The organism is Micromonospora sp. C81 (assembly GCF_018070425.1).
Lineage (GTDB): Bacteria > Actinomycetota > Actinomycetes > Mycobacteriales > Micromonosporaceae > Micromonospora > Micromonospora zamorensis.
Genome location: NZ_JAGPXS010000004.1, coordinates 138956 through 163642 on the forward strand (window position 1 = coordinate 138956; position 24687 = coordinate 163642).

At 72.7% G+C, this 24687-nt stretch carries 24 protein-coding genes and 3 tRNA genes; 16 read left to right on the forward strand and 11 right to left on the reverse strand.

Annotation, left to right across the window (positions count from 1 at the left end; all coding sequences use genetic code 11):
* Nucleotides 1-7: 7 nt before the first annotated feature.
* Nucleotides 8-1444 (reverse strand): hypothetical protein, encoded by a 1437-nt coding sequence (locus KBX46_RS09405; protein ID WP_210792133.1) that lies wholly within the window; start codon nucleotides 1442-1444, stop codon nucleotides 8-10.
* A gap of 172 nt (nucleotides 1445-1616) precedes the next feature.
* On the opposite strand from KBX46_RS09405, the gene KBX46_RS09410 reads away from it, so the two are divergent.
* The 4 genes from KBX46_RS09410 (at nucleotide 1617) to KBX46_RS09425 (ending at nucleotide 3044) form a co-directional block, all read left to right on the forward strand.
* Entirely contained in the window at nucleotides 1617-2420 is an 804-nt protein-coding gene (locus KBX46_RS09410) for a fumarylacetoacetate hydrolase family protein (protein ID WP_210792134.1), read from the forward strand.
* 108 nt (nucleotides 2421-2528) lie between these two features.
* A tRNA-Gln gene (locus KBX46_RS09415) sits at nucleotides 2529-2600 on the forward strand.
* Nucleotides 2601-2735: 135 nt separating this feature from the next.
* Nucleotides 2736-2808, forward strand: a tRNA-Glu gene (locus tag KBX46_RS09420).
* 163 nt (nucleotides 2809-2971) lie between these two features.
* A tRNA-Glu gene (locus tag KBX46_RS09425) sits at nucleotides 2972-3044 on the forward strand.
* 195 nt (nucleotides 3045-3239) lie between these two features.
* Here the strand turns inward: KBX46_RS09425 and KBX46_RS09430 are convergent.
* A complete protein-coding gene (locus KBX46_RS09430; protein WP_007456408.1) occupies nucleotides 3240-3926 on the reverse strand; it encodes an IclR family transcriptional regulator in 687 nt (228 codons plus the stop codon).
* 49 nt (nucleotides 3927-3975) lie between these two features.
* On the opposite strand from KBX46_RS09430, the gene leuC reads away from it, so the two are divergent.
* From leuC to KBX46_RS09450, 4 genes are all read left to right on the forward strand, one after another.
* Complete coding sequence (gene leuC, locus KBX46_RS09435; protein ID WP_210792135.1) at nucleotides 3976-5421, forward strand: 3-isopropylmalate dehydratase large subunit; 1446 nt, start codon at nucleotides 3976-3978, stop codon at nucleotides 5419-5421.
* A gap of 14 nt (nucleotides 5422-5435) precedes the next feature.
* Complete coding sequence (gene leuD / locus KBX46_RS09440; RefSeq protein ID WP_088946572.1) at nucleotides 5436-6023, forward strand: 3-isopropylmalate dehydratase small subunit; 588 nt, start codon at nucleotides 5436-5438, stop codon at nucleotides 6021-6023.
* 172 nt (nucleotides 6024-6195) lie between these two features.
* Nucleotides 6196-6900: an HU family DNA-binding protein gene (locus KBX46_RS09445; protein ID WP_172861965.1), complete on the forward strand. Its 705-nt coding sequence runs from the start codon at nucleotides 6196-6198 to the stop codon at nucleotides 6898-6900.
* Between the two features lie 140 nt (nucleotides 6901-7040).
* Nucleotides 7041-8954, forward strand: a complete 1914-nt coding sequence (locus KBX46_RS09450) for an endonuclease/exonuclease/phosphatase family protein (protein WP_210792136.1) — start codon at nucleotides 7041-7043, stop codon at nucleotides 8952-8954.
* Between the two features lie 25 nt (nucleotides 8955-8979).
* Here the strand turns inward: KBX46_RS09450 and KBX46_RS09455 are convergent, their stop codons facing one another.
* Genes KBX46_RS09455 through cofC form a run of 5 tightly spaced genes read right to left on the reverse strand, consistent with a single transcriptional unit; the run spans nucleotide 8980 to nucleotide 14671 of the window.
* The gene (locus KBX46_RS09455; protein WP_088946575.1) at nucleotides 8980-9858 is read right to left on the reverse strand and encodes an NUDIX hydrolase; all 879 of its coding nucleotides are present in this window, start codon (nucleotides 9856-9858) and stop codon (nucleotides 8980-8982) included.
* Entirely contained in the window at nucleotides 9846-11366 is a 1521-nt protein-coding gene (locus KBX46_RS09460; RefSeq protein WP_210792137.1) for a CYTH and CHAD domain-containing protein, read from the reverse strand. The genes KBX46_RS09455 and KBX46_RS09460 overlap by 13 nt, the downstream gene beginning before the upstream one ends.
* Nucleotides 11367-11390: 24 nt before the next feature.
* The gene (locus KBX46_RS09465) at nucleotides 11391-13745 is read right to left on the reverse strand and encodes an RNA degradosome polyphosphate kinase (RefSeq protein WP_210792138.1); all 2355 of its coding nucleotides are present in this window, start codon (nucleotides 13743-13745) and stop codon (nucleotides 11391-11393) included.
* Nucleotides 13746-13799: 54 nt separating this feature from the next.
* A complete protein-coding gene (locus KBX46_RS09470; RefSeq protein ID WP_030335323.1) occupies nucleotides 13800-13997 on the reverse strand; it encodes a cold-shock protein in 198 nt (65 codons plus the stop codon).
* A gap of 23 nt (nucleotides 13998-14020) precedes the next feature.
* Nucleotides 14021-14671 carry a 2-phospho-L-lactate guanylyltransferase gene (gene cofC / locus KBX46_RS09475; protein WP_210792139.1) on the reverse strand — a complete coding sequence of 217 codons (651 nt, stop codon included), beginning with the start codon at nucleotides 14669-14671 and terminating at the stop codon, nucleotides 14021-14023.
* A 128-nt stretch (nucleotides 14672-14799) separates the two neighbouring features.
* Here cofC and KBX46_RS09480 point away from each other — a divergent pair, with 128 nt between their 5' ends.
* The 5 genes from KBX46_RS09480 (at nucleotide 14800) to KBX46_RS09500 (ending at nucleotide 19599) form a co-directional block, all read left to right on the forward strand.
* A complete protein-coding gene (locus KBX46_RS09480; RefSeq protein WP_088946579.1) occupies nucleotides 14800-15537 on the forward strand; it encodes a 1-acyl-sn-glycerol-3-phosphate acyltransferase in 738 nt (245 codons plus the stop codon).
* Nucleotides 15534-16541, forward strand: coding sequence for an NAD(P)H-dependent glycerol-3-phosphate dehydrogenase (locus KBX46_RS09485; RefSeq protein ID WP_088946580.1), 1008 nt, complete (start codon nucleotides 15534-15536; stop codon nucleotides 16539-16541). The genes KBX46_RS09480 and KBX46_RS09485 overlap by 4 nt, the downstream gene beginning before the upstream one ends.
* Nucleotides 16542-16549: 8 nt before the next feature.
* Nucleotides 16550-17680 carry a cystathionine gamma-lyase gene (locus KBX46_RS09490; RefSeq protein WP_210792140.1) on the forward strand — a complete coding sequence of 377 codons (1131 nt, stop codon included), beginning with the start codon at nucleotides 16550-16552 and terminating at the stop codon, nucleotides 17678-17680.
* Nucleotides 17677-18465, forward strand: coding sequence for a putative protein N(5)-glutamine methyltransferase (locus tag KBX46_RS09495; protein WP_210792141.1), 789 nt, complete (start codon nucleotides 17677-17679; stop codon nucleotides 18463-18465). The genes KBX46_RS09490 and KBX46_RS09495 overlap by 4 nt, the downstream gene beginning before the upstream one ends.
* Nucleotides 18466-18549: 84 nt before the next feature.
* Nucleotides 18550-19599 (forward strand): ROK family protein, encoded by a 1050-nt coding sequence (locus KBX46_RS09500; RefSeq protein WP_088946583.1) that lies wholly within the window; start codon nucleotides 18550-18552, stop codon nucleotides 19597-19599.
* 171 nt (nucleotides 19600-19770) lie between these two features.
* Here the strand turns inward: KBX46_RS09500 and KBX46_RS09505 are convergent, their stop codons facing one another.
* Nucleotides 19771-19971, reverse strand: a complete 201-nt coding sequence (locus KBX46_RS09505) for a DUF397 domain-containing protein (protein ID WP_088946584.1) — start codon at nucleotides 19969-19971, stop codon at nucleotides 19771-19773.
* A gap of 5 nt (nucleotides 19972-19976) precedes the next feature.
* Entirely contained in the window at nucleotides 19977-20822 is an 846-nt protein-coding gene (locus KBX46_RS09510; RefSeq protein ID WP_099851149.1) for a helix-turn-helix transcriptional regulator, read from the reverse strand.
* Nucleotides 20823-21100: 278 nt separating this feature from the next.
* On the opposite strand from KBX46_RS09510, the gene KBX46_RS09515 reads away from it, so the two are divergent.
* Together KBX46_RS09515 and KBX46_RS09520 are read left to right on the forward strand one after the other, a co-directional pair.
* The gene (locus KBX46_RS09515; protein WP_088946586.1) at nucleotides 21101-21319 is read left to right on the forward strand and encodes a hypothetical protein; all 219 of its coding nucleotides are present in this window, start codon (nucleotides 21101-21103) and stop codon (nucleotides 21317-21319) included.
* A gap of 195 nt (nucleotides 21320-21514) precedes the next feature.
* Complete coding sequence (locus tag KBX46_RS09520; RefSeq protein WP_088946587.1) at nucleotides 21515-22615, forward strand: D-alanine--D-alanine ligase family protein; 1101 nt, start codon at nucleotides 21515-21517, stop codon at nucleotides 22613-22615.
* A 76-nt stretch (nucleotides 22616-22691) separates the two neighbouring features.
* Here KBX46_RS09520 and KBX46_RS09525 read toward each other — a convergent pair whose 3' ends face one another.
* Both KBX46_RS09525 and KBX46_RS09530 read right to left on the reverse strand, forming a co-directional pair.
* Nucleotides 22692-23351, reverse strand: coding sequence for a DUF3515 domain-containing protein (locus tag KBX46_RS09525; protein ID WP_088951511.1), 660 nt, complete (start codon nucleotides 23349-23351; stop codon nucleotides 22692-22694).
* Between the two features lie 9 nt (nucleotides 23352-23360).
* On the reverse strand, nucleotides 23361-23594 hold the full coding sequence (locus KBX46_RS09530; protein WP_030487446.1) for an Lrp/AsnC ligand binding domain-containing protein: 234 nt from the start codon (nucleotides 23592-23594) through the stop codon (nucleotides 23361-23363).
* A 153-nt stretch (nucleotides 23595-23747) separates the two neighbouring features.
* Here KBX46_RS09530 and KBX46_RS09535 point away from each other — a divergent pair, with 153 nt between their 5' ends.
* The gene (locus KBX46_RS09535; RefSeq protein WP_374223644.1) at nucleotides 23748-24680 is read left to right on the forward strand and encodes a thiamine-phosphate kinase; all 933 of its coding nucleotides are present in this window, start codon (nucleotides 23748-23750) and stop codon (nucleotides 24678-24680) included.
* Nucleotides 24681-24687 lie beyond the last annotated feature (7 nt).

Genomic DNA, 24687 nt, shown 5'->3' on the forward strand with positions numbered 1-24687 from the left:
ACACCGGTCAGGGCATGTGCACCCGGACGCCGGCGGAGAACACCCCGCTGCGCAGCTCCAGTTGCTGGGGCGGGTCCCGCCCGTCGACGGTGAAGACCAGCGGGAGCACCATCCGGGTGCCCGCAGCCATCGGGTCGGCGAAGATGTCCCGACCCAGGTTGGCCGCCCGGGTGGCCGGCTCGTCGGTGCTCACCCAGCGCCCGCCGGGCAGGTACGCCCGTTGCAGTTGACCGTGCCAGGGCTGGTGGTCCCCGGTGACGTTGCGCACACCCACTGTGGCCTGGCAGCGTCGACCGTTGGCCGGTGCCGCACCACCGCCGTCGGTCTTCGCGGCAGAGCCGGGCGCACCACACGACATCCGGTACACGGTGAACTCGAACGCCGACTCACGCAGCGGCACACCCACCGGTCCGGTCACACCGCTACCCATCCACGCGCCGCTGGTCGGCTGCTTCTGCGTGTCGATCTCCGAGACCTGCCGGGTCGCCGTCCAGCCGGCGGTGCCGACGACGCCGGCCAGCACCACGACGGCGGCACCCACCAACAACCAGACCGGCGGGGTACGCCGACGACTCGCCGGCCTCGGGGCTGCCGGACGCGGATAGATCGTCCCGCGATCACCCTCCGGCCCGCCGCTGGTGGCCAGTGCGGCAGCCGTCACCCGACGTCCGCGCCGACGACGCCACACCCACAGCAGCGCGGCGCTGACCAACAGCAGGACCGCCAGGCCGGCGAGCAGCACCGGGTACCGCCGCCAGGGCGGCGCCTCGGTGACCTCGGCCGCCGGTGCTCCCGCCGCCTTCCAGGTGGCCGTCGCGCAGTCGTACGGCCGGCTGCCGTCACTGGTGAACGCGCAGGCCGGCGCGGTCAGCGGCTGGCCCGGTGCGGTCGCGGCGAGGGCGGTGCCCAGCGTGGTGCTGCTGTGCGCCGGCAGCCGCAACCGCCAGGTCACCTCCGTGCTGGACCCGCCGGCGCTGGTGGACCGGCCGCCGGCGCTGATCGCGGTCGGCGACGAGCCGGCCGGCAGCTCCTGACGCACAGTGGTGTCCACGGGCGCGTTGCCCACGTTGCGCACCTGGATCCGGTACCTCGGCGCCGGGCTGCTCTCCGGCGCGACCGCCACCGTGACCTGTTGCGGGGGCGCTGACGCCGGTGCCCGGGAGGGTGGTGCCACCGCCGGTGGCGCCGAGGGCGGGGTGGGCTCGGTCAGCCACGCGACCACCGCGACCGGCGGCTGCGTGACGGTCGGCCCGGCGGTCTCCGCCGGTGGCCGCGCGGCGCCCGGTCGTGGCGTCGCGGTCGTTGGTTGTGGCGTGGCGGCCGGTGGTCGTGGCGTGGCCGCCGCCTCCGGGGCCGCCGACGGCAGGGCCGGCACGGCGGCGAGGATGCCGAGGCAGTGTACGAACACTGCGAGGGCTCTGTGGTGTCGTGTCGATGCAGGCATACGAACGAACCTCCGGAGCCGACGGTAGGGGCGAGTTGCCTCCGTGCGGGTACGAAGTCGGGAAGACCGCCCCGCTCACCTCCTGCTCCGATAGGGTGCCGCGCTGACGTGTTGCGCACACCGCACGGCCGGTCCTGGCCGGTGGAGGTGTCGGCGGGGCTAGATTGGCCGGGTGCGTATCGCTCGTTTCGCCCATGCCAAGGGAATGTCGTTCGGTGCCGTCGAAGGCGAAGCGGGGGCCGGGCCGCAGGGCCTGACCATCGCCGAGATCGAGGGCCACCCGTTCGGCAAACTCTCCTTCAGTGGGGCCCGTTGGGCCCTTTCCGACGTTCGGCTGCTCTCGCCGATCCTGCCCAGCAAGGTCGTCTGTGTCGGCCGCAACTACGCCGACCACGCCGCCGAGCTCGGCAACGACGTGCCTAAGGAGCCGCTGCTCTTCCTCAAGCCGTCCACCTCGGTGATCGGCCCCCGCGACGCCATCCGACTGCCGATCTTCTCCAAGCAGGTCGAGCACGAGGCGGAACTCGCGGTCGTGATCGGGGCACCGGGGGCGCGCCGCGCCGACCGGGCGGCCGCCGAACGCGCCATCTTCGGCTACACCTGCGCCAACGACGTCACCGCGCGGGACCTCCAGCGCTCGGACGGGCAGTGGACCCGGGCCAAGGGCTTCGACTCGTTCTGCCCGATCGGTCCGTGGATCACCACCGGTCTGGACGTCTCCGACGTGGAGATCCGCTGTGAGGTGGGTCGCAACCCGGAGGAGATGGAGGTACGCCAGCTCGGCCGGACCAAGGACATGGTCTTCGACGTGGCGGGCCTGGTGTCGTACATCTCGCACGTGATGACTCTGCTGCCCGGAGACGTCGTTCTCACCGGCACTCCGGCCGGGGTTAGCCCGCTTGTCGAGGGGGATACGGTCACCGTGCGGATCGAGGGCATCGGCGAGCTCACCAACCCGGTGGTTCCCGTCGCCTGATCCGTCCGATGCCCCTGTTTTCGCAGCTCACGAGCGGTTCGGGGGGATCGGATTTGGCCAGTCGGCACCGGGAGGGTAAAGTTCACTCCCGGCGCCGCAAGGTGCCAATGGGGTATGGGGTAATTGGCAGCCCGACTGATTCTGGTTCAGTTAGTCTAGGTTCGAGTCCTGGTACCCCAGCGCTGCTGGAATTCGCGAGAGTTCCAGACGCTGGATTCTGACGGAGTTCGACTCCGCCCCTTCGGGGGCGGAGAGTGGTCTTCGGTAGAGTGCAGCTCCTCCGCCCGCACGGGTGGGGGAGCAAAAGCTAGTTCTGGCCCCGTCGTCTAGTGGCCCAGGACGCCGCCCTCTCAAGGCGGTAGCGCCGGTTCGAATCCGGTCGGGGCTACATTGTGCACAGCCCGTCTCACCTGGTGAGGCGGGCTGTTTTGTTGTCCGCTTTGCTGTCCGCGCCGGCCCGCTGTGCGCCCGCACCCCGCGATTACCCCGGCGCGACGGTGCCGCTAGACTACAGCCGTGCCGCCCGCGAGGGCGGTGAACGGAAAAGTTCTGGCCCCGTCGTCTAGTGGCCCAGGACGCCGCCCTCTCAAGGCGGTAGCGCCGGTTCGAATCCGGTCGGGGCTACAACACCCAAAGCCCGTCCCGCCAATGGCAGGACGGGCTTTCCCGTACCCCACCACCGGCCCCGGCCGCCTCCACCTCTGCCTCGGTGATCAAGAGCTTTGCGTCACCGCTTTCGGCGTGTCATGACGCAAACCTCTTGATCACCCGCGCTGGGTGGGAGGGGGCGGGGACAGGGGTGGGTGGGGGACAGGGGGGTTAGAGGCCGGAGAGGCGTTGGCCGGCTCTCACCACTGCCATGGCGTGGCGTTCGCCGGGGCGGCGGCCCAGGCGCTCTATCGGGCCGGAGATGCTCACCGAGGCGATCACCCGGCCGGTGCGGTCACGGATCGGCGCGGAGACGCTCGCCACACCGGCCTCCCGCTCGGCGACGCTCTGCGCCCAGCCACGACGGCGTACCTCGGCAAGGGTCCGGCCGGTGAACTTGCTGCGCGGCAGCAACGGCATCACCGCCTCCGGCGGCTCCCAGGCGAGCAGGATCTGGGCCGCGGAGCCGGCCGTCATCGGCAGCACCGAGCCGACCGGAACGGTGTCCCGCAGGCCGCTGGCGCGCTCTGCCGCCGCCACGCAGATCCGCTCGTCGGCGCGGCGCAGGTAGAGCTGTGCGCTCTCGCCGGTGGCGTCGCGCAGGGCGGCCAGCAGTGGCTCGGCGGCGGTGAGCAGAACGTCCGGTGCGGCGTTGGCCAGCTCACCCAGGCGGGGGCCCGGTCGCCACCTGCCCTGGGTGTCGCGCACCAGCATCCGGTGAATCTCCAGGGCCTGTGCCAGCCGGTGCGCGGTGGCTCGGGGCAGCTTGGTGCGTTCAACGAGTTCGGCCAGGCTGGCGCCGTCGACGCAGGCGGCCAGGATGACCACCGCCTTGTCGAGAACGCCGACACCGCTCATACTGTGTCCCACAAGCCGAAACTTACCTCCCAGAATTTAGGATGTCCAGATGGTGGGAGTCACTCCTGAGCCGAGGACCCTGGCCGAGAAGGTCTGGGACACGCACGTCGTACGGTCTGCCGCTGGTGAGCCGGACCTGCTCTTCATCGACCTGCACCTCCTGCACGAGGTGACCAGCCCGCAGGCGTTCGACGGGCTGCGGCTCGCCGGGCGCCGGGTGCGTCGTACCGACCTGACCCTCGCGACCGAGGACCACAACACCCCGACCGGGTACGCCGACCCGGCGTTCCGCCTCCGCCGTGGTGACCTGCTCACCATCGAGGACCCCACGTCGCGTACGCAGATCGAGACGCTGCGCCGCAACTGCGCCGAGTTCGGGGTGCGGCTGCACCCGCTCGGTGACGACAACCAGGGCATCGTGCACGTCATCGGCCCGCAGCTCGGTGTCACCCAGCCGGGCATGACGATCGTCTGCGGCGACTCGCACACCGCCACCCACGGCGCGTTCGGCGCGCTCGCCTTCGGCATCGGCACCAGCGAGGTGGAGCACGTGCTGGCCACCCAGACGCTGCCGCAGAGCCGGCCGAAGACGATGGCCGTGAACGTCACCGGCCGCCTCGCCCCCGGCGTCACCGCCAAGGACCTGGTGCTGGCGCTGATCACCCAGGTCGGCACCGGCGGTGGGCGCGGGCACATCGTCGAGTACCGCGGCGAGGCGATCCAGGCCCTCTCCATGGAGGGGCGGATGACCATCGCCAACATGTCCATCGAGTGGGGCGCCAAGGCCGGCATGATCGCGCCGGACGAGACGACCTTCGCGTACCTCAAGGGTCGGCCGAACGCGCCGCAGGGCGCGGACTGGGACGCGGCGCTGGCGTGGTGGCGGACGCTGCCCACCGACGAGGGCGCGCGCTTCGACGCCGAGGTGACCCTGGACGCCAGCCAGGTCACCCCGTTCGTCACCTGGGGCACCAACCCCGGCCAGGGGGCGCCGCTGAGCGCGCCGGTGCCGGATCCGGAGGAGTTCACCACCGACTCGGAGCGCGCCGCCGCGCGTCGCGCCCTGGAATACATGGACCTGCGCCCCGGCACCCCCCTGCGGGAGCTGCCCATCGACGTGGTCTTCGTGGGCTCCTGCACCAACGGTCGTCTGGAGGACCTGCGGGCCGCCGCCGACGTGCTGCGGGGGCACCAGGTCGCCGACGGCGTCCGGATGCTCGTGGTGCCCGGTTCCGCCGCAGTGCGGGAGGCCGCCGAGGTCGAGGGGCTGGACAAGGTCTTCACCGACGCCGGGGCCGAGTGGCGGTTCGCCGGCTGCTCCATGTGTCTGGGGATGAACCCCGACACGCTGAAGCCGGGCGAGCGCTCCGCGTCCACCTCGAACCGCAACTTCGAGGGCCGTCAGGGCCGGGGTGGGCGTACCCACCTGGTCTCCCCACCGGTCGCCGCCGCCACCGCCGTGGTCGGCCGGCTGGCCGCCCCCGCCGACCTGTAGAAGGGACCGAGGAGATGGACAAGTTCACCACCCACACCGGCACCGCCGTGCCGCTGCGGCGGTCCAACGTGGACACCGATCAGATCATCCCCGCCGTGTACCTCAAGCGGGTGACCCGGACGGGTTTCGCCGACGGGCTGTTCAACGCGTGGCGGGAAGATCCGGAATTCGTGCTCAACGATGACAGCTATTCCGGGGCGTCGATCCTCATCGCCGGCCCGGAGTTCGGCACCGGCTCCTCCCGGGAGCACGCCGTGTGGGCCCTGCGGGACTGGGGCTTCCGCGCGGTGGTGGCCCCGCGCTTCGGCGACATCTTCCGTGGCAACGCCCTCAAGGAAGGTCTGTTGCCGGTCGAGTTGGAATTGAAAGCCGTCGAAGAGTTGTGGGATCTGGTCGAGTCGGATCCAACCACCCCGGTGACCGTCGACCTGACCGCCCGCCAGCTCCGGGCGGGGGACGCCAGCTGGTCGTTCCCGCTGGACGACTTCAGCCGTTGGCGGCTGCTGGAGGGCCTGGACGACATTGGACTCACCCTTCGGCACGCCGCCGACATCGACTCCTACGAGGCGCGTCGACTGCCGTTCCTGCCCTCCGTGGCATAGCCGTACGCCCGCTCACACAGCGAATTCCACCCCCATCGGTCCAACCGGTGGGGGTGAATCCGTTACGACACAAGGGCTTTTTTCTACCGAATGTTTGTGTCTCGGCAGCACAGGGCATAACGTGCGCGCAGAATGGCTCGCGTCGAGTCAGTTGCACAATCGGGAGGAAGTCGTGAACAAGGCCGAGCTCATCGAGGCGCTCGCTGTTCGCCTGGGGGACCGGAAGATGGCGACGGCCGCGCTCGACGCGGTCCTCACCGAGGTCCAGGCGGCAGTCACCAAGGGCGAGAAGGTGGCGATCACCGGATTCGGAGCATTCGAAAAGCGTGTACGTGGCGCGCGAACAGCGCGCAACCCTCGTACCGGCGAGGCGGTGAAGGTCAAGAAGACGTCAGTCCCGACCTTCCGCGCTGGCGCCGGGTTCAAGGAGATGGTGGCCAGCGGCAAGGTGCCGAAGGCCACGGTGGCGACGAAGAAGGCCGCCACCAGCACCGCCACGGCCAAGGCGGCCGGCACCAAGGCAGCCGGCACCAAGGCGGCTGGCACCAAGGCTGCCGGCACGAAGGCCGCTGGCACCAAGGCGACCGCGGCCAAGACGGCCGCCAGCAAGAAGACCGCCCCGGCCAAGGCGAGCAAGAGCACCACGACGGCCAAGACGGCCGCCAGCAAGAAGACCGCCCCGGCCAAGGCGAGCAAGAGCACCACGGCGACCAAGACGGCCGCCAGCAAGAAGACCACCGCGGCGGCGAAGAAGACCACCGCGGTGACCAAGTCGACCGCAGCGAAGAAGACCACCGCGGCGGCGAGCAAGAGCGCGGCGGCCAAGAAGGCGCCGGCGAAGAAGGCTCCGGCCAAGAAGGCGGCCAGCAAGCGCTGACCGACCTGTTCCGAAAGGGCGTCCACCCGTGGGTGGGCGCCCTTTCGGCGTACGGGGACCGTTGACCCGCTCGCCTCGCTCGCGCAGAATCGCCGTGCCGGTCCCCCTCCGCCGGCCCGTCGACGCGAAATGGGGCGCCGGTGCGCTACCGCCAGCTCACCACCGGGACGCTCGCGCTGGGCGTCATCCTGCTCATCGACGTGCTGCGGGTCTGGCTGCCCGGCATCATCACCATCTTCGGCCAGGCGGCGTCCACGCCGGCCGAGCTGATGGGCGCGTTCGCCCTCGGCTGGTTCGTGCTCGCGCTGGGCGCACCCGCTGTGGTCCGCCGGGTCGGCGCCCGCCCCGTCACGGTCGTCGCCGCCGTTTTGCTCGCCGTCGCCCGGCTCGCGCTCACCGCAACACCCGGCGGGCGTACGCAGCTCTGGTTGGCCACCGCCGGGCTGCTCGCCGGGCTGGTCTGGCTGGTCGGCGTCGCCGCCGACACCGACCGCCCGGTTCCGGGGCTGGCGTTGGGTTTCGCTGTCAACGCGGCCCTGCACGCGGTGTTGGACACCGTCGACCTGGTGTGGCGGGGCGGCTGGTTGGCCTGGCTGCTCAGCTCCGTCGCGGTCGTGCTGTTCGTGCTCGGGACGGCGCAGCCCGGCACCCGTGCCGATGGCGTGACCGGTACCGGTGGGGTGCGGGACTGGCTGCTGGCCGGGCCGGCGCTGCTGCTGGCCGCAATGGTGGCGCTCTCCCCGGCACTGGCCCGGACCGGGATGTCGTACCTGGTGGCCGGGGACGGTGTGGCTCGTTCGCCGCTGTTCGGCCTGGCGCCGGTGTCGGTGGCGGTCGCCGGGTTCCTGTGTACCGCGTTGACCCGACCGCCCCGGGGGTGGAGCCGCGCGTACGGGCCGGTGGCGCTGCTGGCCGGCGCGGTGCTGTTCGCCCTCGACCGGGGTGACCTGCTCCTCCCGGCCATCCTGCTCGCGGCAGTCGGTCTCGGTGCCTGCCTCGCGCTGACCGACGACGCCAGCGGCCCGGACAGCGACACCGCGAACGCCAGCGACAACGCCAGCGCCAGAGCGGCCCGCCGGGGGTACTCGGTGGCCGCCGGCATGCTCGTCTTCGCGCTGGGGGCGGTCGGGTACTACTCCGCCTACGACCTCGGTTACCCCAACGCGGCGGTGCCCGTGCTGGTGGCCGGTCTCGCCGCCGTCGTGGCGTTCGCCGCCCGTCCCGTCGTGCACCGGCTCCCCGGGCCGTTTCCGCCACTACGGGCCGCCGCCGCGGTCACCGCGCTGGCCCTGCTGGCGCCGGTGCTCGCCGACGACATCCCGGTGGCCAGCAACCGGGACGGCCCGCCGGAGCGGCTGACCGTGGTGGCCTACAACATCCGGATGGGTTTCGGGCTGGACGGTCGGTTCGACCTGCCCGGCCTCACCGAGGTCGTCGAACGGCAACGACCCGACGTGGTGCTGCTCAGCGAGGTGGACCGCGCCTGGCTGCTCAACGGTGGGCACGACACCCTGGACCTGCTGGCGGGCCGGCTCGGTATGCCGTACGTCTTCGGGCCGGCCGCCGACCCGGTCTGGGGTGACGCGGTGCTCAGCCGTTGGCCGATGCGCGACCCGCGCAGCCTCCCGCTGCCGGCCGTCGGGGCGCCCACCGGTGCGCAGGCCCTCGCCGTCACGCTGGACCTGGGTGACGGTGTCCGTACCGCCGTGGTGAGCACCCACCTGCAACCGCCACCGGGGCGGGGCCCTGTGGTGCAGGCCCGCGCGGTCGCGGACTTCGCCACCCGGTACGCGGCCGGCCGACCCCTGGTTGTCGCCGGCGACCTGAACACCGAGCCCGGCGACGAGGCGTACACGGAGTTCACCGACGCGGGCCTGACCGACGCGTTCGCGACCGCCCGACCGCTGGCGACCAGCCCGGCGGACGACCCGCGCCAGCAGATCGACCACATCTTCGTCTCGCCCGGCCTGACTCCCGGCGACCCGGTGGCGCCCCGCAGCACGGCCAGCGACCACCTGCCGGTCGCGGTGACCCTGACCCTCCCGCCCCGCTGAAACGCCCTACAGGCGGTCGACGGCCCTACAGGCGGTCGACGGCCAACAGGCGGTCGGCGGTGAAGGCAAGCAGCCAACCGCCGCCCTTGGGCGTCGTGAAGTCCTCGTCGGTGCGGCCGGTGAGCTGCTCCAGGGCGCCCGGCAGCACCTTGCCCTGGCTGCACACCGCCACCTGCCCACCGGCGTTGGCCAACTCCAGCAGCCGGGCGGCGGTGGCCAGGATCTGCTCGTCGCTCTGCTGGCCGGGCTGGGGTTCGTCCAGGTCGCCGCAGATCTCGATCGGCAGGTCGAGCAGCGCCGCCGCCGGGTCCAGTGTCTGCACGCACCGTCGCGGTGACGCCGACACCAGCCGGGACGGCCTGATCAGGGCGACAAGGTCGGCCAGGGCGCTCGCCTGGGCCCGTCCCTCGGCGTCCAGGGGCCGCCCGACGTCCGGGCCGGACCAGGTGGCCCGCTTGCCTGCGTGCGCGTGCCGGACCAGCGCGACAGTCGCGGTCACCGGCGGCAGCGCGGCGAACGCCGCCAGGACCTCGGCGTCGTGCGGGTAGCTGACCAACCGGATCGCGTCGTCCACCGCGAGCCAGCGCATGTCGTCCACCTCGGTGTCCGGTTGGAAACCGCCGCTGGCCACAGCGAGCATCGACCAGTAGTCGACGAGCTTGGCCTGCCCCTCGCTGCGGTACCGCACCGACGGCAGCCGGACCTGCGGTACGCCCCGCACGTCGGACTCCTCGGCCACCTCACGGACCGCCGCTGCCAGCGCGTGCTCACCCGGCTCCAGCTTGCCCTTCGGCAGGGTCCAGTCGCCGTAGCGGGGGCGGTGCACCACACAGACGCGTACGCCGTCGGGGGTCGGCCGCCAGGCCACCCCGCCCGCCGCCCGGATGCCGATCACGGCAGCCAACTGGTCCGCCGTCGTCGGGTCGCCCGGTGCCAGGCGGCCGGAAGGAGGCCGCGTGTGCGGCGTACGGACCCGCGTTCCCGCTCGGCGAGCCGCCCGGCGGTGACCGCCAACTCGTGGTCGTCCGGCCGCTCGGCCGCGATCTCCAGCCAGGTGTCCGCCGCGACTGCCGCATCCTGGTGCTCGCCGAGCACGTCCTGAACCTGGGCCAGGGCGCGGGACAGGCGACGCGCACCCTTGCCGACCGTCGGTGCCACGGCGTTGACCGCGTAGCGGGCCTGCTTGGCCTCCTTGCGAACGGCGTGCCAACTGTCGTCCGGCGACTGTGCGTCGAGCCCGTCGACCCCGTCCGGCCCGGCCAGCCGCGTCCACGGACGGGCCACCAGCGCGGGCAGCACCTCACCTGCGGGCGCGGCCGCCCTGCGGGTGAGCCGGGGCGCGCGGGCGGCCAGCACCAGGGAATCCACCAGGGCCAGGTAACGCGCGGAGCGCAGCGCCTCGTCGATGGCGGCGTGCGCCGTCCGCTGCCGTTGGGCGAGCACCTCGTCCAAGCGGTCCACCGCGCCCTGGTCGAGCGGGCTGAGCGGGTCGGCGTCGGCGGTGCGGCGCAGCCGTGCGCGCAGCACCTCGGCGTCGCGGGCCGCGCCGAGGACACCGGCCAGCCAGCGCAGCTCGTCACGCAGCGGACGGGACCACGTCTTGCGGAGCAGCGGCCTGAAGGTGCGCAGGTCACTGCGCAGGCGTCGACAGGCGACCCGCATCTGGTGCACGGCGGTGTCGCCACTGGCGGCCGGGGCGCGTAGCCGGACCAGTGGGTCGTGCGCCAGCAGCCGGCGGATCTCCTTGCGGACCGCTTCGGTCACCACGTCGCCCGCGCTCGCCTCGGCGGGCAGCCCGGCCGGCGCGACCAGGTCCGGATCGGCCTGCGCCGTCTCGCCCAGCGCCCGTACGTGCTTCGGGGTGAACGACCCACCCCGGGCACCAGCCTCGCGCAGCACCGCGCCGATCCGGTCGAGCAGCTCGCTGTCGCCGGCCTTGCGTTCCGCCTCCACCTCGCGGAACGTGTCGGTGGTGGCGCCGGAGTCCTCCAGCACCGTCACCCGGTCGTCCACCACCTCGGCGAGCACCGTGCCGGCCTTGTCGCACACCTCGTACGCGTGCCGCACCGTCCGCACCACAGTCACCGGGGCCAGCGGCGCCCCCCGGTGCAGGACGGTGACCAGCTCCACCAGCTCCGGTGGTGGCCGCCCCTTCGGCCCTGGACGGGAGATCTCGTGCCGGACACCCGGTGTCCCGGTCGGCAGTTTCACCGTCCAGGGCAGCTCGTCGCCCTTGCGGTGGCGCAGTGAGGCACCGGCGCGGGCCAGCCGCAGGTCGACGGTGTCGAGATAGCGGGCGACCAGCGTCACCGGTGGCAGCGCCCGGACCCGACCCCCGGCCGGGGCCGTGGCGGCCAGGTCCGGCAGCACGTAGGCGTCGTCCACCTCGTACTTCTGCTCCTCCTCGACCATCAGCTCAGCCTATGCGCTGATCGTTCAGCCGGCCGTGCCACCGACGCGGCGCAACAACAGTTCCTGCAGATGCACCCGGGCGTTGTCGTCGGCGCTGGTCCGCCGGGTCCAGCTGCCGTCGCCGGCCAGCTCGAACGCGTCAACGTCCGGGCTCATCGCGGCGGTCAGCACGTGGTCCAGCTCGGCACGGGCGATCGGGTCGGTCACCTTCACCAGCGCCTCCACCCGACGGTCCAGGTTGCGGTGCATCAGGTCGGCCGAGCCCATCCAGAACTCCGCCTCGCCGTTGTTGCCGAAGCGGAAGACCCGCGAGTGCTCCAGGAAACGGCCGAGGATCGAGCGGACGCGGATGTTCTCCGACAGCCCGGGCACCCCGGGACGCAGCGTGCACATGCCCCGGATGAGCAGGTCGACGTGGACGCCGGCCCGGGAGGCCCGGTACAGGGCGTCGGTCACCCCCTCGTCGACCAGAGAGTTGACCTTGAATTGGACCAGGCCGGGCATGCCCAGTCGGACGTGCGAGATCTCCCGCTCGATCCGCTCGATGAGGCCGGTGCGGATGCCCTGCGGGGCGACCAGCAACCGCCGGTAGGCGGTCTGCCGGCTGTAGCCGGTGAGGACGTTGAACAGGTCGGTGAGGTCGGCGCCGATCTCGGGGTCGGCGGTGAGCATCCCGAAGTCCTCGTAGAGTCGGGCGGTCTTCGGGTGGTAGTTGCCGGTGCCGATGTGGCAGTAACGGCGGATCTGGTTGCCCTCCTGGCGGACCACCAGCGCGGTCTTGCAGTGCGTCTTCAGGCCCACGAGGCCGTACACCACGTGGCAGCCGGCGCGTTCCAGCGTGCGGGCCCAGCCGATGTTGGCCACCTCGTCGAAGCGGGCCTTCACCTCCACCAGCACCACCACCTGCTTGCCGGCGGCGGCCGCGTCGACCAACGCGTCGACGATCGGGGAGTCGCCGCTGGTGCGGTAGAGGGTCTGCTTGATGGCCAGCACGTTCGGGTCGGCGGCGGCCTGCTCGATGAAGCGCTGCACGCTGGTCGCGAACGAGTGGTACGGGTGGTGCACCAGGATGTCCCCGTCGCGCAGTGTGGAGAAGACGCTGCGCGGCACCTCGCCCTCGGCGAGCCGGGGGTGGGTGGAGGGCACGAACGGCGGGTCCTTGAGGTCTGGCCGGTCGGCCTCGCCGTAGACCTGCCACAGCGCGGACAGGTCCAGCAGTCCGGGCACCCGCAGTACGTCCTGGTCGTCCATGTCCAACTCGCGGACGAGCAGCTCCAGCACGTGGTCGGAGATGGACGCGGCCACCTCCAGCCGGACCGGTGGACCAAACCGCCGCCGGGCCAGCTCCCGTTCCAGAGCCTGCAGCAGGTCCTCGTCGCGGTCCTCGTCGACCTCCACCTCGGCGTTGCGGGTGACCCGGAACAGGTGGCACTCGACCACCTGCATGCCGCTGAACAACTGCCCCAGGTGCACCGAGATCAGGTCTTCCAGGGGCAGCATCCGTACGCCCGGCTGGCCCCTGTCGACCCGTACGAAGCGGGGCACGTTGTTGGGCACCTTCACTCGCGCGAACAGCTCGGAACCGCCGTTCGGGTCGCGGACCGCCACCGCCAGGTTCAGCGAGCGCCCCGAGATGTACGGGAACGGGTGCGCCGGGTCGACCGCGAGCGGGGTCAGCACCGGGAAGATGTGCTCCCGGAAGTAGGTGCGCAGGCGTTCCCGCTCCGGGTCGCCCAGCTCGCCCCAGCGCAGGATGCGGATGCCCTCGTCGGCCAGCTTGGGCAGCACGTCGTCGACGAAGCAGGCGGCGTGCCGGGCACCCAGTGCCGCGGTGCGCTCGGCGATCAGCTCCAACTGGGTACGCAGGGGCAGCCGGTCCCCGCCGCGCACCGGCAGGCCGGCGGAGAGTCGCCGCTTCAGCCCGGCGATCCGCACCATGTAGAACTCGTCCAGGTTGCTGGCGAAGATCGCCAGGAACTTGGCCCGTTCCAGCAGTGGGGTGCGCTGGTCCTCGGCCAGGGTGAGCACGCGGGCGTTGAAGTCGAGCCAGGAGAGCTCCCGGTTGAGGAACCGGTCCTCCGGCAGCGGCGCCGGCGGCTCGTCGTCCTCGTCATCGGCGCCGGTCGGTAGGTCGCCGGGCAGGACCTGGTGGACGCCACCGGCGGTCGGACCGGCAGCCTCGACGCTCGGCGTGGGGTCGAGGACCTCGTCCAGCCCGGAGGAGGCGGCAGCCGGGTCGTCGGCGAGGGTGTCGGCGCGGGCGGCGCTGGCCCTCTCCGCGCGGGACGGGCGGAAGCGGCCGTCGGTGCCGCGCGTGCGGGAGCCGTTGCGGAGGTCGGTGGTGGGCGGGTGGGCCGGTTGCTCGCGAGGGGTGCTCACCCGCTCATAATCACCCGATTACGGTGAACGCAAAATGAACTTGGGCTCGCCGGCTCAGATCATCGTCGGCAATGTCACCCGGACGACCTCTCCGTCGGGATCCGTGTCGATGCGGACCCGCTGGCCCAGCCGGAGCAACCGCAGCCCGGAGGCATCGAAGGCCCGCGCGGGGAAGCGCATCTCGGTGCCGTCGTCGAGCAGCAGCACACCGCTGCGTGTTGCCGCGTCATAGCTGGCCACCGTGCCCTGCATGCTGGCACCGTACACCCGGGGGGTCACCCCGCGGAGCGGGCCGGACGGCTGGCGGTGGCGACGAGCGCGGCGGTGCGTGGCCCCAGTCCGAGCCGGGCGGCGGCGGCCAGGTCCGCGGCGGTGTCCACGTCCCGGCGCAGGCTGGGCCAGTCGCCGGTCAGGGGCAGCGCCCCGCTCGCCGCGTGCGCGACCGCCGAGCCCACCCCGAAGCGAGGATCCAGCGGCACACCCGGCGGGGCGGCGAGCAGCACAGTGCCGCTGCCGGGCGCGTCCGGCACGAACCGGCGTACCCCTTCCCGGCCGTTCTGCGCCGCGAGCAGCGCGCCGGCCAGCTCGGCCGGGCGCAACGCAGGCAGGTCCGCGGTGAGCCCGGCCACCCAGCCGGCGGTGGTCCCGGCGGCGCCGTGTCGGAACGCCGCGTTCAGGCCGGCGTCCGGCCCGTCGGGCAGCACCCGCGCGCCGGCGCCCAGCGCCGCCGCCGCGACCCGGGCGTCGTCGGTGACCACCAGGACCTCGGCGACCGCCGGGCAGGCCAGCACCGCGCGGAGGGTGTCGGCCGCCAGGGCCAGCGCCAGCTCCTCGTGCGGTACGCCGGACAGCGCGCCCCGCAGCCGGCTCTTGGCAGCGGCCAGATGCTTCACCGGCACCACCACGGCCCACCTCGGCTGACTCACGCCCGCAATCCTGCCAGCCGCACGGCGGGACCCTCACTGGCCGTACCGGGGGCGAGCAGGCATGATTTCCGCTGCGGGTGTCGCGGGCGGGATTTCGCGGCGGGGTTGGGGCGCGACGAGGAGGCACAGTGGCACGGCGGAGGCTGGGGTTCTGGCAACGGTTCGCCGTGTGGCTGGTCAAGCCGGTGATGACCGTGTGGACCCGGCGCACCTGGCGGGGCCAGGAACACCTCGGCGGCGACGGTGGCGTGATCATCGTGGCGAACCACATCTCGCACGCCGACCCGCTCGTCTCCGCGCACTTCATCTACGACTCCGGGCGCTGGCCGCAGTACCTGGGCAAGGCCAGCGTGTTCCGGGTGCCGGTGGTCGGCTGGATCCTGCACCGGTGCCTACAGATCCCGGTCGAGCGGGGCAGCGTCGACGCGGTCCGCTCGCTGGACGCACTCGTCGCCGCGCTCGACGAGGGCGGTGCCGTGGTGATCTACCCGGAGGGCACCACCACCCGACAGCCGGAGCTGTGGCCGATGAAGGCCAAGACCGGTGCCGCCCGGCTGGCCCTGGCCACCGGCGCACCCGTCGTACCGGTGGTGATGTGGGGACCGGAGCGGATCTTCGACCCCCGGACCAGCCGCGTCAACCTGCGCCCCCGGACCCCGGTGACCGTCGTCGCCGGAGACCCGATCGACCTGAGCCGGTGGGCGGACGCCCCGCCGACCCGGGCCACCCTCGAGGAGATGACGGACACCATCATGTTGCGGCTGCGGGACATGCTCGCCGAGATCCGTGGCGGCACCCCGCCGCCGCTGTGGGAACGACCGGCCCGGTCCTCCGTCCGGCACGAGCAGCAGGGCGACCTGGCATGACCGGCCACGTCGCGGTGCTCGGCGCCGGTTCCTGGGGCACCGCGTTCGCCAAGATCCTGGCCGACGCGGGGCGTGACGTGACCGTGTGGGCCCGCCGTGCGCCGGTCGCCGAGAGCATCCGGACCGAGCGCCGCAACCCGGAGTACCTGCCCGACCTGCTGCTGCCGGCCCGGGTCACCGCCACCGCCGACGCGACCGAGGCGATCACCGGCGCGGAGCTGGTGGTGCTGGCGGTGCCGTCGCAGACCCTGCGCGGCAACCTCGCCGAGTGGGTCGGACACCTGCACCCCGACTCCACCCTGGTGTCGCTGATGAAGGGCATCGAGCTCGGCACCACCAAGCGGATGAGCGAGGTCATCGTGGAGACCGCCGGGGTCGCCGCGGACCGGGTGGTCGTCGTGTCCGGCCCGAACCTGGCACCCGAGATCGCCGCCGAGCAGCCCGCCGCGACAGTCGTCGCCGGGACGAACAGCCACCGCACCGCGCTCGTGCAGGCGTCGATCCGGACGCCCTACCTGCGCCCGTACACCAACGACGACGTGATCGGCTGCGAGCTGGGCGGGGCGGTCAAGAACGTGATCGCCCTGTCGTACGGCATCGCCACCGCGATGGGTTTCGGCGACAACACCCGGGCCATGCTGATGACCCGAGGGCTGGCCGAGACCGCCCGGCTGGGCGTGGCGCTCGGCGCGGACCCGATCACCTTCGCCGGCCTCGCGGGAATGGGCGACCTGGTCGCCTCCTGCTCGTCCCCGCTGGCCCGCAACCGCACCTTCGGCGAGCACCTGGGCCGGGGCGAGACGCTGGAGCAGGCCCAGACGGCCACCCGGCAGACCGCCGAGGGTGTGAAGAGCTGCCTGGCGATTCGCGACCTGGCCCGCGCGCACGGTGTGGAGATGCCCATCACCGAGCACGTCGAGCGGATCTGCCACGAGGGGATGGACCCACGCCTCGCCGTGGAAGCCCTGATGAGCCGCACCGCCAAACCCGAGTCGTACGAGTGAGGAATCCGATGAGCGAGTTGGGAGACGGCACCCGCTGCGTACGCGCCGGCCTGCCCGAGCCGGCACCAGGGGACCCGTTCCTGCCCGGGCCGGTCTTCGCCGCGCCGTACCACCTCGACCCGTTCCAGGGCCAGGGCACGTCGCCGAACGGCTACGGTCGCCCCGACAACCCGACCCGGCGGCTCCTGGAGGCGGCCGTGGGCGAGTTGGAAGGCGGCGACTGCCGCGTCTTCGCCACCGGTCAGGCGGCCATCACCGGCTTGCTGCTCACCCTGCTGCGCCCGGGGGACACGGTGGTGCTGCCCTCCGACGGATACTTCCCGGTCCGGGCGTTCGCCACCGACGTACTGGAGGGCATCGGCGTCCGGGTGCTGTTCGCGCCGACCGCCGGACCGTACCCGTCGTTCGAGGGCGTCCGGCTGGTGCTGGTGGAGACGCCCGCCAACCCGGGCCTGGACGTGGTCGACGTGGCGGCCCTGGCGGAGAGGGCGCACGCCGCGGGCGCGCTGCTCGCGGTGGACAACACCACCGCCACCCCGCTCGGTCAGCGCCCACTGGACCTCGGCGCGGACCTGGTGGTCGCCTCGGGCACGAAGGCGCTCACCGGCCACTCCGACCTGCTGCTGGGTTACCTGGCCAGCCGGTCCACCGAGCTGGTCGGGGCGGTGACGACCTGGCGTACGACCACCGGGGCGGTGCCGGGAGCGTTCGACGCCTGGCTGGCACACCGGTCGCTGGCCACCCTCGATCTGCGGCTGGCCCGGCAGAGCGCGAACGCCGCCGCGGTCGCCGACCTGCTGGCCGGCCGGCCGGACGTGACGGGCCTGCGCTGGCCGGGGCGGCCGGGCGATCCCGCGTACGCGGTGGCCTCGGCCCAGATGCGTCGGATGCCGGGGGTGCTCTCGTTCGATCTGGGTAGCGCCGACCGGGTGGGCCGGTTCATCCAGGCCGCACGGCTGGTGGCGGCGGCGACCTCCTTCGGTGGCCTGCACACCACGGCGGACCGGCGGGAGCAGTGGGGCGACGACACCGCACCCGGCTTCGTCCGGCTCTCCTGCGGTGTGGAGGACACGGCCGACCTGGTGGCCGACATCTCCGCCGCCCTGGACGCGGCCGGGTCGGTCCGAGGAGGCTCGTGACGTCAGCGCCCCTGGCCGACCGGTCCGCGCTCGTGGGCCGGCTACGCGCCGCCGGCTGCGTCTACGCCGAGGACGAGGCCGACCTGCTGCTGGCCGCCGCGGACACCCCGGCGGCGTTGGCTGAGCTGACCGACCGCCGGGTGGCCGGTGAACCGCTGGAGTACCTGCTCGGCTGGGCCGAGTTCTGCGGGCTGCGGATAGCCGTCGACGCTGGCGTCTTCGTGCCGCGTGGGCGGACCGCGCTGCTGGTCGAGGTGGCCGCCGAACTGACCGGCCCGGCCCCGGCCGTGGCCGACCTCTGCTGCGGCTCCGGGGCCACCACCGTCGCGTTGGCGCACCGGCTCGCCCCACGCTGGCTGGCCGGTGCCGACATCGACCCGGCGGCCGTGGCGTGCGCACGCCGCAACCTCGCCGGGCTGGACGCCGAGGTGTACGAGGGCGACCTCTTCACACCGCTGCCCCGGCAGTGGCGGGGTCGGCTGGACCTGGTGGTCGCCAACGCCCCGTACGTGCCGACCGACGCGGTGGCGCTGATGCCCGCCGAGGCGCGGCTGCACGAGGCCCCGGTGGCGCTCGACGGCGGGCCGGACGGGCTCACCGTGCTGCGCCGGGTGGGCGTCGGTGCCGCCTCCTGGCTGGCACCCGGCGGACACCTGGTGGTCGAGGCCAGCGACGCCCAGGCGGACGTGCTCTGCGCGGCGCTCGACGCCGCCGGGCTGGTGCCGAGCGTGCGACACGACGAGGACCTGGACGCCACAGCGGTAACCGCCCGCCGCCCCGACTGAGCCCGCTCGGGTGGCCGGGCGTAGCGGGGGAGGAGGGTTGGCACTAGCCTCGGCTCACACTCATGACGGCGGGAGGCGGTATCGGTGGGCAGCGCAGGTGTGCCGGTGGTCGTCGGGCTGGACAACGGCGGCACCAGCAACAACGCCACCGTGCTGACGGTGGACGGCCGCTTCCTGGTGGACGGGCTGTTGGAGATCCCCAGCGAGGTACGGGCCGGGCCGGAGGCGGCGATCGAGGCACTCGCCCAGGCGCTGGACGGCGCCCTGGCGCAGACCGGGGTGCCGCGCGACCTGGTCCAGGCGGTCGGGCTGGACACTCCCGGCCCCGCCAGCGCCGACGGCGTCATCTCGTCGCGGGGCTCCACCAACTTCTCCCAGCCGGCCTGGCGGGGCTTCGACGTGCGGGGCGCGCTGGAACGACGGCTCGGCCTGCCGGTCGTCTATCACAACGACGGCAACGCGGCGGCGCTCTACGCCCACCACGTGTACTTCGGCGCCGACGCGATGGGCCGCTCGTCGGTCTCCGCGATCGTGGGCACCGGCCTCGGCGGCGGTGTGGTCGAGAGCGGTCGGGTGATCGCCGGTGCGGCCGGAATGGCCGGGGAGCTCGGTCACGTGCACATCCCGCTGAACGGGCTGCTCAGCCCGGGGCAGCAGGAACCCACCTGTGCCTGCGGCTTCACCGGTGACGTCGAGAGCGTGGCCTCGCTGACCGGCATCGAGCGCAACCTGCTGCCGTACTGGCTGACCCGCTACCCCGACCACCCGCTCGCCGCCGAGCCGCTGGCTCGGGCGGCCAAGCTGGTTCGCGGGTACGGCGAACGGGGAGACGCCCTCGCACGGGACCTCTTCACCCAGCAGGCGATGGCGCTGGGCCGGCTTTTCACCGTTGCGGCGAACTTCACCGACCCGCACGCGTACTTCGTCGGTGGCGGGGTGGTCGAGGCGGCACCGGAGTTCCGCGACTGGTTCCTGGCGACGGTCCGCGAACACACAGTGCTCCGCGAGGAGCAGGCCGCGGTGGCCACCTTCGCGCTGGTGCCGGACCGGGACATGGCTGGCGCCCGGGGCGTGGCGATCGCCGCGCTGGAGGCCCTGCGCGCCGTCCCGGAGCCCCGCCCGCTGGTCGCCTGAGCCCACCGGGCCTGAGCCTGCCGGGCCTGAGCCTGCCGCGCCTGGGCCTGCCACATGCCTGGCCTGGCCCGCCGCGCGCCCTGATCGGCGGCGCGGCGGGCGGTCAGCAGGGGGCAGTGCCCGGTCCGGGCTGCGGTGGCCCCAGGTCGGGTCAGCGGTGCGACGGCCTGGTCAGCGGCGAGGTGGCGCCTGAGCGAAGGCGGCCCAGGCGCCCGTTGCGAACAGCAGAGCCGGGCCGGCCGGGTCCTTGGAATCGCGGACGGCCACCAGCCGCGGCAGCGCGGCAACCTCGACGCAGGCACCCTCGTCGCCGCTGCGGCTGCTCTTGCGCCACGCCGCCGCGGCCAAGGCCGCTGTGATTGTCGGTGTCATCGGTCCTACCGTCCCTTCAGGACTGACAGGAGCATCTCGCGGCTGTCCGCCGGGCTGAGCGCCACGCTTCGGAGATGCTCCATGATCTTGGTGCAGGTACGCGTCTCGCCGGCCCGGTCGAGGATCATCTGACCTGCCACGGTTTCCACCGAGGCGATGATCGGGTCCTCCGGGTCGGCGAACTCCAGGATGTGCAGCGAACCCCGCGTGCCCCGGTGGTAGCCGGCGGAGAGCGGGATCACCTGGACGCTGATGTTGGGCAGCTCGGCCATCTTGACCAGGTGACGCAGTTGCCCGTCCATCGCCGACTTGTCACCGACGGGACGCAGTAGCGCGCCCTCGTCGATGATCGCGTCGAAGATGGGCGGGTTGTCGCCGGTGAGCCGTTGTTGACGGTCCAGCCGGATTTTGACCCGTTGCTCCACCAGGTCGTCGCCGAGGGTGTGCGGCCCACCGCGCATCACGCCACGGACGTAGTCCGCGGTCTGCAGCAGGCCGGGCACCACCGAGGGCTCGAAGTTGGCGATGGCCGTCGCCTCGGCCTCCAGCGCGATGAAGTCGATGGTGCGCGGATCCAGCAGGTACGAGTACGACACCCACCAGCCCGGCTTGCGGGCGTCCTTGGCGAGCTGCACCGCCGCAGCCACCTCCTCGGCACCCACCCCGTACGACGTGAGCAGGGCGCGCACGGTGGCCGGGCTGATCAGGGTCTGGGCGTTCTCGTACCGGGAGAGGGTGCTGCGGGTGCTGTTGATCTCATCCGCCGCGGTTTCCAGCGTCAGACCGGCGGCTTCCCGGTGATGGCGCAGGGCGATGCCGAGCCGGCGGGCGCGGGCGGTCTTGGGGGCCATGCATCGATGGTCGCACACATTTGCGGGAACGTCTGCATGAGAAAACGTCGATGAGAGTTGCATTCACGGCTGTACACGTGTCAATCTGTTACCGCGTCCTCACCGCCGGTTGTCGTGGCGACGGTGGTGGTGAGCGACCGGAGGGGATGGGGCGCGCGGCGATCGGGTTTCTCCCCCGTGCCCGATCGTCGCGTGCCGCCCCGCCATCCCGTCCCGCCGGAAGGAGACGACGTGCGAACCTGTCCGGAGCCCTCCGCCGTGCACCCGGGCGGCTGTCGATGACCCGCTTCCTCGTGGTGCTCACCGACGTGCGCCCCGTCGAGGGCATCGACCGCAACGAGAGGGTCGCGCCCGAGCGGCGCCGACAGGTGGTCGGCGCCAGCAGTCGGGAGGCCGCCGACCGGATCGCCGGAGCGTTCATGGCGCTGGGCATGGTGCGGGCCGGCCGGCAACGGGTCAAGGTGATCGCGGTCGGTCGCCGGCACTCCCGGGACTGAGCAGGCCCAGGTCACCGGCCTGCGACACCGCGACTGTCCCGTCACGCACCGTACATCCTTTGTTGACCGATTGCCGTGTCGTGCTGTGGCTCGCCGGGTATCGCCTCGCCCTATCGCCACGCACAGTAAGGTCAACCGGGTGAGCGCCACCGGCGAGCACGACCAGCCGCAGTCGCGTACGAAGAGGTGACCGGAGTGACCACCCCAGGCAAGACCCGCGTGGCGATCGTGTTCGGCGGCCGCAGCCCGGAGCACGGCATCTCCTGCGTCAGCGCCGGCAGCGTCTTCGGCGCGCTCGACCCCGACGAGTTCGAGGTGGTGCCCGTCGGCATCACCCGGGCCGGCCAGTGGGTCCTGACCAGCGGAGATCCCGCCCAGCTCGCGATCAACGCCCGTCAGCTGCCGGAGATCACCGCCGACTCCGGCGACGACATCGTGCTGCGCGCCGACCCCACCGGCAACGGGCTCATGGTGCTCGACCCGACCGAGGGCCCCCGGGTGCTCGCCGACGTCGACGTGGTCTTCCCGGTGCTGCACGGCACGTACGGCGAGGACGGCACCATCCAGGGAATGCTGGAGATGGCCGGCATCCCCTACGTCGGGGCGAACGTGTTCGCGTCCGCAGCGGCGATGGACAAGGAGTTCACCAAGAAGCTCTGCGCCGTCGAGGGCATCCCGGTCGGCTCGTACGCCGTGCTGCGCAACGGCATGACGCTCAGCGAGCAGGACAAGGAGCGGCTCGGTCTGCCGGTCTTCGTCAAGCCGTCCCGGGCCGGGTCGTCGTTCGGCATCACCCGGGTCACCGACTGGGCGCAACTCGACGACGCGGTCGCCGCCGCCCGGCAGTTCGACCCGAAGGTCATCATCGAGGCCGCGATCATCGGCCGCGAGGTCGAGTGCGGTGTGCTGGAGGGCGAGGCCGGCGGTGCGCCCGAGGCGTCCGTGCTGGCCGAGGTGCGGGTCGTCGCCGACCACGACTTCTACGACTTCGAGGCGAAGTACCTCGACGACTCCTGCGAGTACGACATCCCGGCCGGCCTGCCGGACAAGGTGACCCGCCAGGTGCAGGAGTACGCCGTCCGCGCGTTCACCGCGCTGGACTGCGCGGGCCTGGCCCGGGCCGACTTCTTCGTCACCCCCGAGCTGGACGTCTACCTCAACGAGATCAACACGATGCCCGGGTTCACCCCGACGTCGATGTTCCCCCGGATGTGGGCGGCCTCCGGCCTGGAATATCCGAAGCTGGTCAACCGCCTGATCCGCACCGCCCAGCGGCGCGGCGTCGGCCTGCACTGAGCCACCCGGCCCAGGAGCGTCAGACAGCCGAGCCGCCCGGTCCCGCCCGACGTGCGTCAGGCGGCGCGGGATCGGGTCAGCGCTGGCAGCCGGACGGGATGGCGCCGCCGGAGGGCACTGTCGCCACGATCGTGCTGGAGATGGTCGTCAGCCACTGCAACGGCTGCTCGTAGGAGCGCGGGACACGCACCGTGATCAGCGTCTCCCGGTCGACAGTGCTGAGCACCGCCGCGTCGGCCTGCTCGGCCAGGTGCCAGCAGACCCGGTTCACCGTCCAGACCTCGTCGGTGCTGGGGAACTCCGGCTCGGTGCCGCCGCAGGCCACGGTGAGAGCGGGATCTCCGTACGCCGCGTTCTGCTCCGGGCCGGCGGTGACCGGCCGCTGGGTCAGGTCGCGGATGTTCGCCGGCAGTTGGGAGAGCAGGGCCCGGCAGACAGTGGCCGGGCGGGCGGCCAGCGCCGGGGCGGCCATCTCCACCGGGGCGGTGGACTGCACCCGGGGAGTCGTCGCGGACGGGGTCGGCGCGGCCGCGGGTGCGCCCGGGCTGAGCTTGTTGAAGGCCAGCACGGCCACCAGCAGCGTGATCGGCAGCGCGATCACCGTGGCCAGTAGCGCGGCGCCGCGAATGGTCCGGTCCCGGCCTGCCGGCGCGGCGGCGGCGGTGTCGGCCGGGTCGCGGTTACCGTCAGCCGGCTCACGCGTCCGGTCGTCGTCACGTGCAGAGGAGGCCGTCATCTCGTCCACTTACAGCCGCACCACCGAACACGTGAGGGTGCGGGTGATGCCAGGCACCATCTGCACCTTGCTGACGATGAGCTTGCCGAGCTCGTCGACGGTGTTCGCCTCGGTGAGGACGACCACGTCGTACGGCCCGGTGACGGCGTCGACGCGCACCACGCCGGGGATGTCCGCGATGAGACCCGCCACGTCACGTGCGCGGCCGACCTCGGTCTGGATGAGGATGTACGCCTGTACCACGACTCGACCTCCGTCCGTCGCCGCCCGGGAGCGGCCCGAAGGGTGAAACTACCTTACGGACCAGGTCTGATCCCTATCGGTCGTCAAGGAGCAGCGGTGAGCGAGCACGGCGGAGCCGGGCAGCACGGGCAGAACGCCGGCAGTGGCGCCAGTGTGTCCGGGATCGGGGAGTTCGGGCTGATCGGGAAGATAACTGCCCGACTCTCGTTCGGACCCACGACCCTGCTCGGTCCCGGCGACGACGCGGCGGTGGTGGCGGCCCCGGACGGCCGGGTGGCGGCCTCCACCGACGTGCTGGTCGACGGTCGGCACTTCCGGCGGGACTGGTCCTCGGCGCGCGACGTCGGGCACCGGGCGGCGGCGGCCAACCTGGCCGACATCGCGGCGATGGGCGCCACGCCAACTGCCCTGCTGGTCGCGCTCTGCATGCCGGCTGACCTGGAGACCGGCTGGGCGGAGGAGCTGGCCGACGGGCTCGCCGCCGAGGCGGCGACGGTCGGCGCCAGCGTCGTCGGCGGGGACATGTCGGCGAGCCCCACCCTCACCGTGGCGGTCACCGCGTTGGGCGACCTGGAGGGCCGCCCACCCGTGCTGCGCTCCGGCGCCCGTCCCGGTGACGTGCTCGCCCTGGCCGGGCGCAGCGGGTACGCGGCTGCCGGGCTGACCGTGCTCACCCGCGGCTTCCGCACTCCCCGGCTGCTGGTCGAGGCGTACCGGCGGCCGCAGGTGCCCTACCAGGCCGGCCCGCAGGCCGCCCGGCTCGGCGCCACCTCGATGATCGACGTGTCGGACGGGCTGCTCGCCGACCTCGGCCACGTGTCGGCGGCCAGCGGGGTGGCCATCGACGTGCGGCGGGACGCGTTCGAGGTGCCCCGGCAGATGGCCGACGCGGCGCAGGCACTCGGCGTCGACCCGTACACCTGGATCCTGGCGGGTGGCGACGACCACGCGCTGGCCGCGACCTTCCCCCCGGCGGTCGTGCTGCCGCCGGACTGGCGGCCGGTGGGCCTGGTCACGGAGGGTGCCGGGGTGACGGTCGACGGCGCGCCCCACGACGGCCCGACCGGCTGGGACCATTTCCGGTGAGGACTGG

Bases quoted from the DNA above. Each gene is read 5' to 3' on its own strand.
- KBX46_RS09405 (WP_210792133.1), bottom strand. From the start codon at position 1,444: ATGCCTGCATCGACACGACACCACAGAGCCCTCGCAGTGTTCGTACAC.
- KBX46_RS09430 (WP_007456408.1), bottom strand. From the start codon at position 3,926: ATGAGCGGTGTCGGCGTTCTCGACAAGGCGGTGGTCATCCTGGCCGCC.
- leuC (WP_210792135.1), top strand. From the start codon at position 3,976: ATGGTGGGAGTCACTCCTGAGCCGAGGACCCTGGCCGAGAAGGTCTGG.
- leuD (WP_088946572.1), top strand. From the start codon at position 5,436: ATGGACAAGTTCACCACCCACACCGGCACCGCCGTGCCGCTGCGGCGG.
- KBX46_RS09460 (WP_210792137.1), bottom strand. From the start codon at position 11,366: ATGGTCGAGGAGGAGCAGAAGTACGAGGTGGACGACGCCTACGTGCTG.
- KBX46_RS09470 (WP_030335323.1), bottom strand. From the start codon at position 13,997: ATGCAGGGCACGGTGGCCAGCTATGACGCGGCAACACGCAGCGGTGTG.
- KBX46_RS09485 (WP_088946580.1), top strand. From the start codon at position 15,534: ATGACCGGCCACGTCGCGGTGCTCGGCGCCGGTTCCTGGGGCACCGCG.
- KBX46_RS09490 (WP_210792140.1), top strand. From the start codon at position 16,550: ATGAGCGAGTTGGGAGACGGCACCCGCTGCGTACGCGCCGGCCTGCCC.
- KBX46_RS09505 (WP_088946584.1), bottom strand. From the start codon at position 19,971: ATGACACCGACAATCACAGCGGCCTTGGCCGCGGCGGCGTGGCGCAAG.
- KBX46_RS09510 (WP_099851149.1), bottom strand. From the start codon at position 20,822: ATGGCCCCCAAGACCGCCCGCGCCCGCCGGCTCGGCATCGCCCTGCGC.
- KBX46_RS09515 (WP_088946586.1), top strand. From the start codon at position 21,101: ATGACCCGCTTCCTCGTGGTGCTCACCGACGTGCGCCCCGTCGAGGGC.
- KBX46_RS09525 (WP_088951511.1), bottom strand. From the start codon at position 23,351: ATGACGGCCTCCTCTGCACGTGACGACGACCGGACGCGTGAGCCGGCT.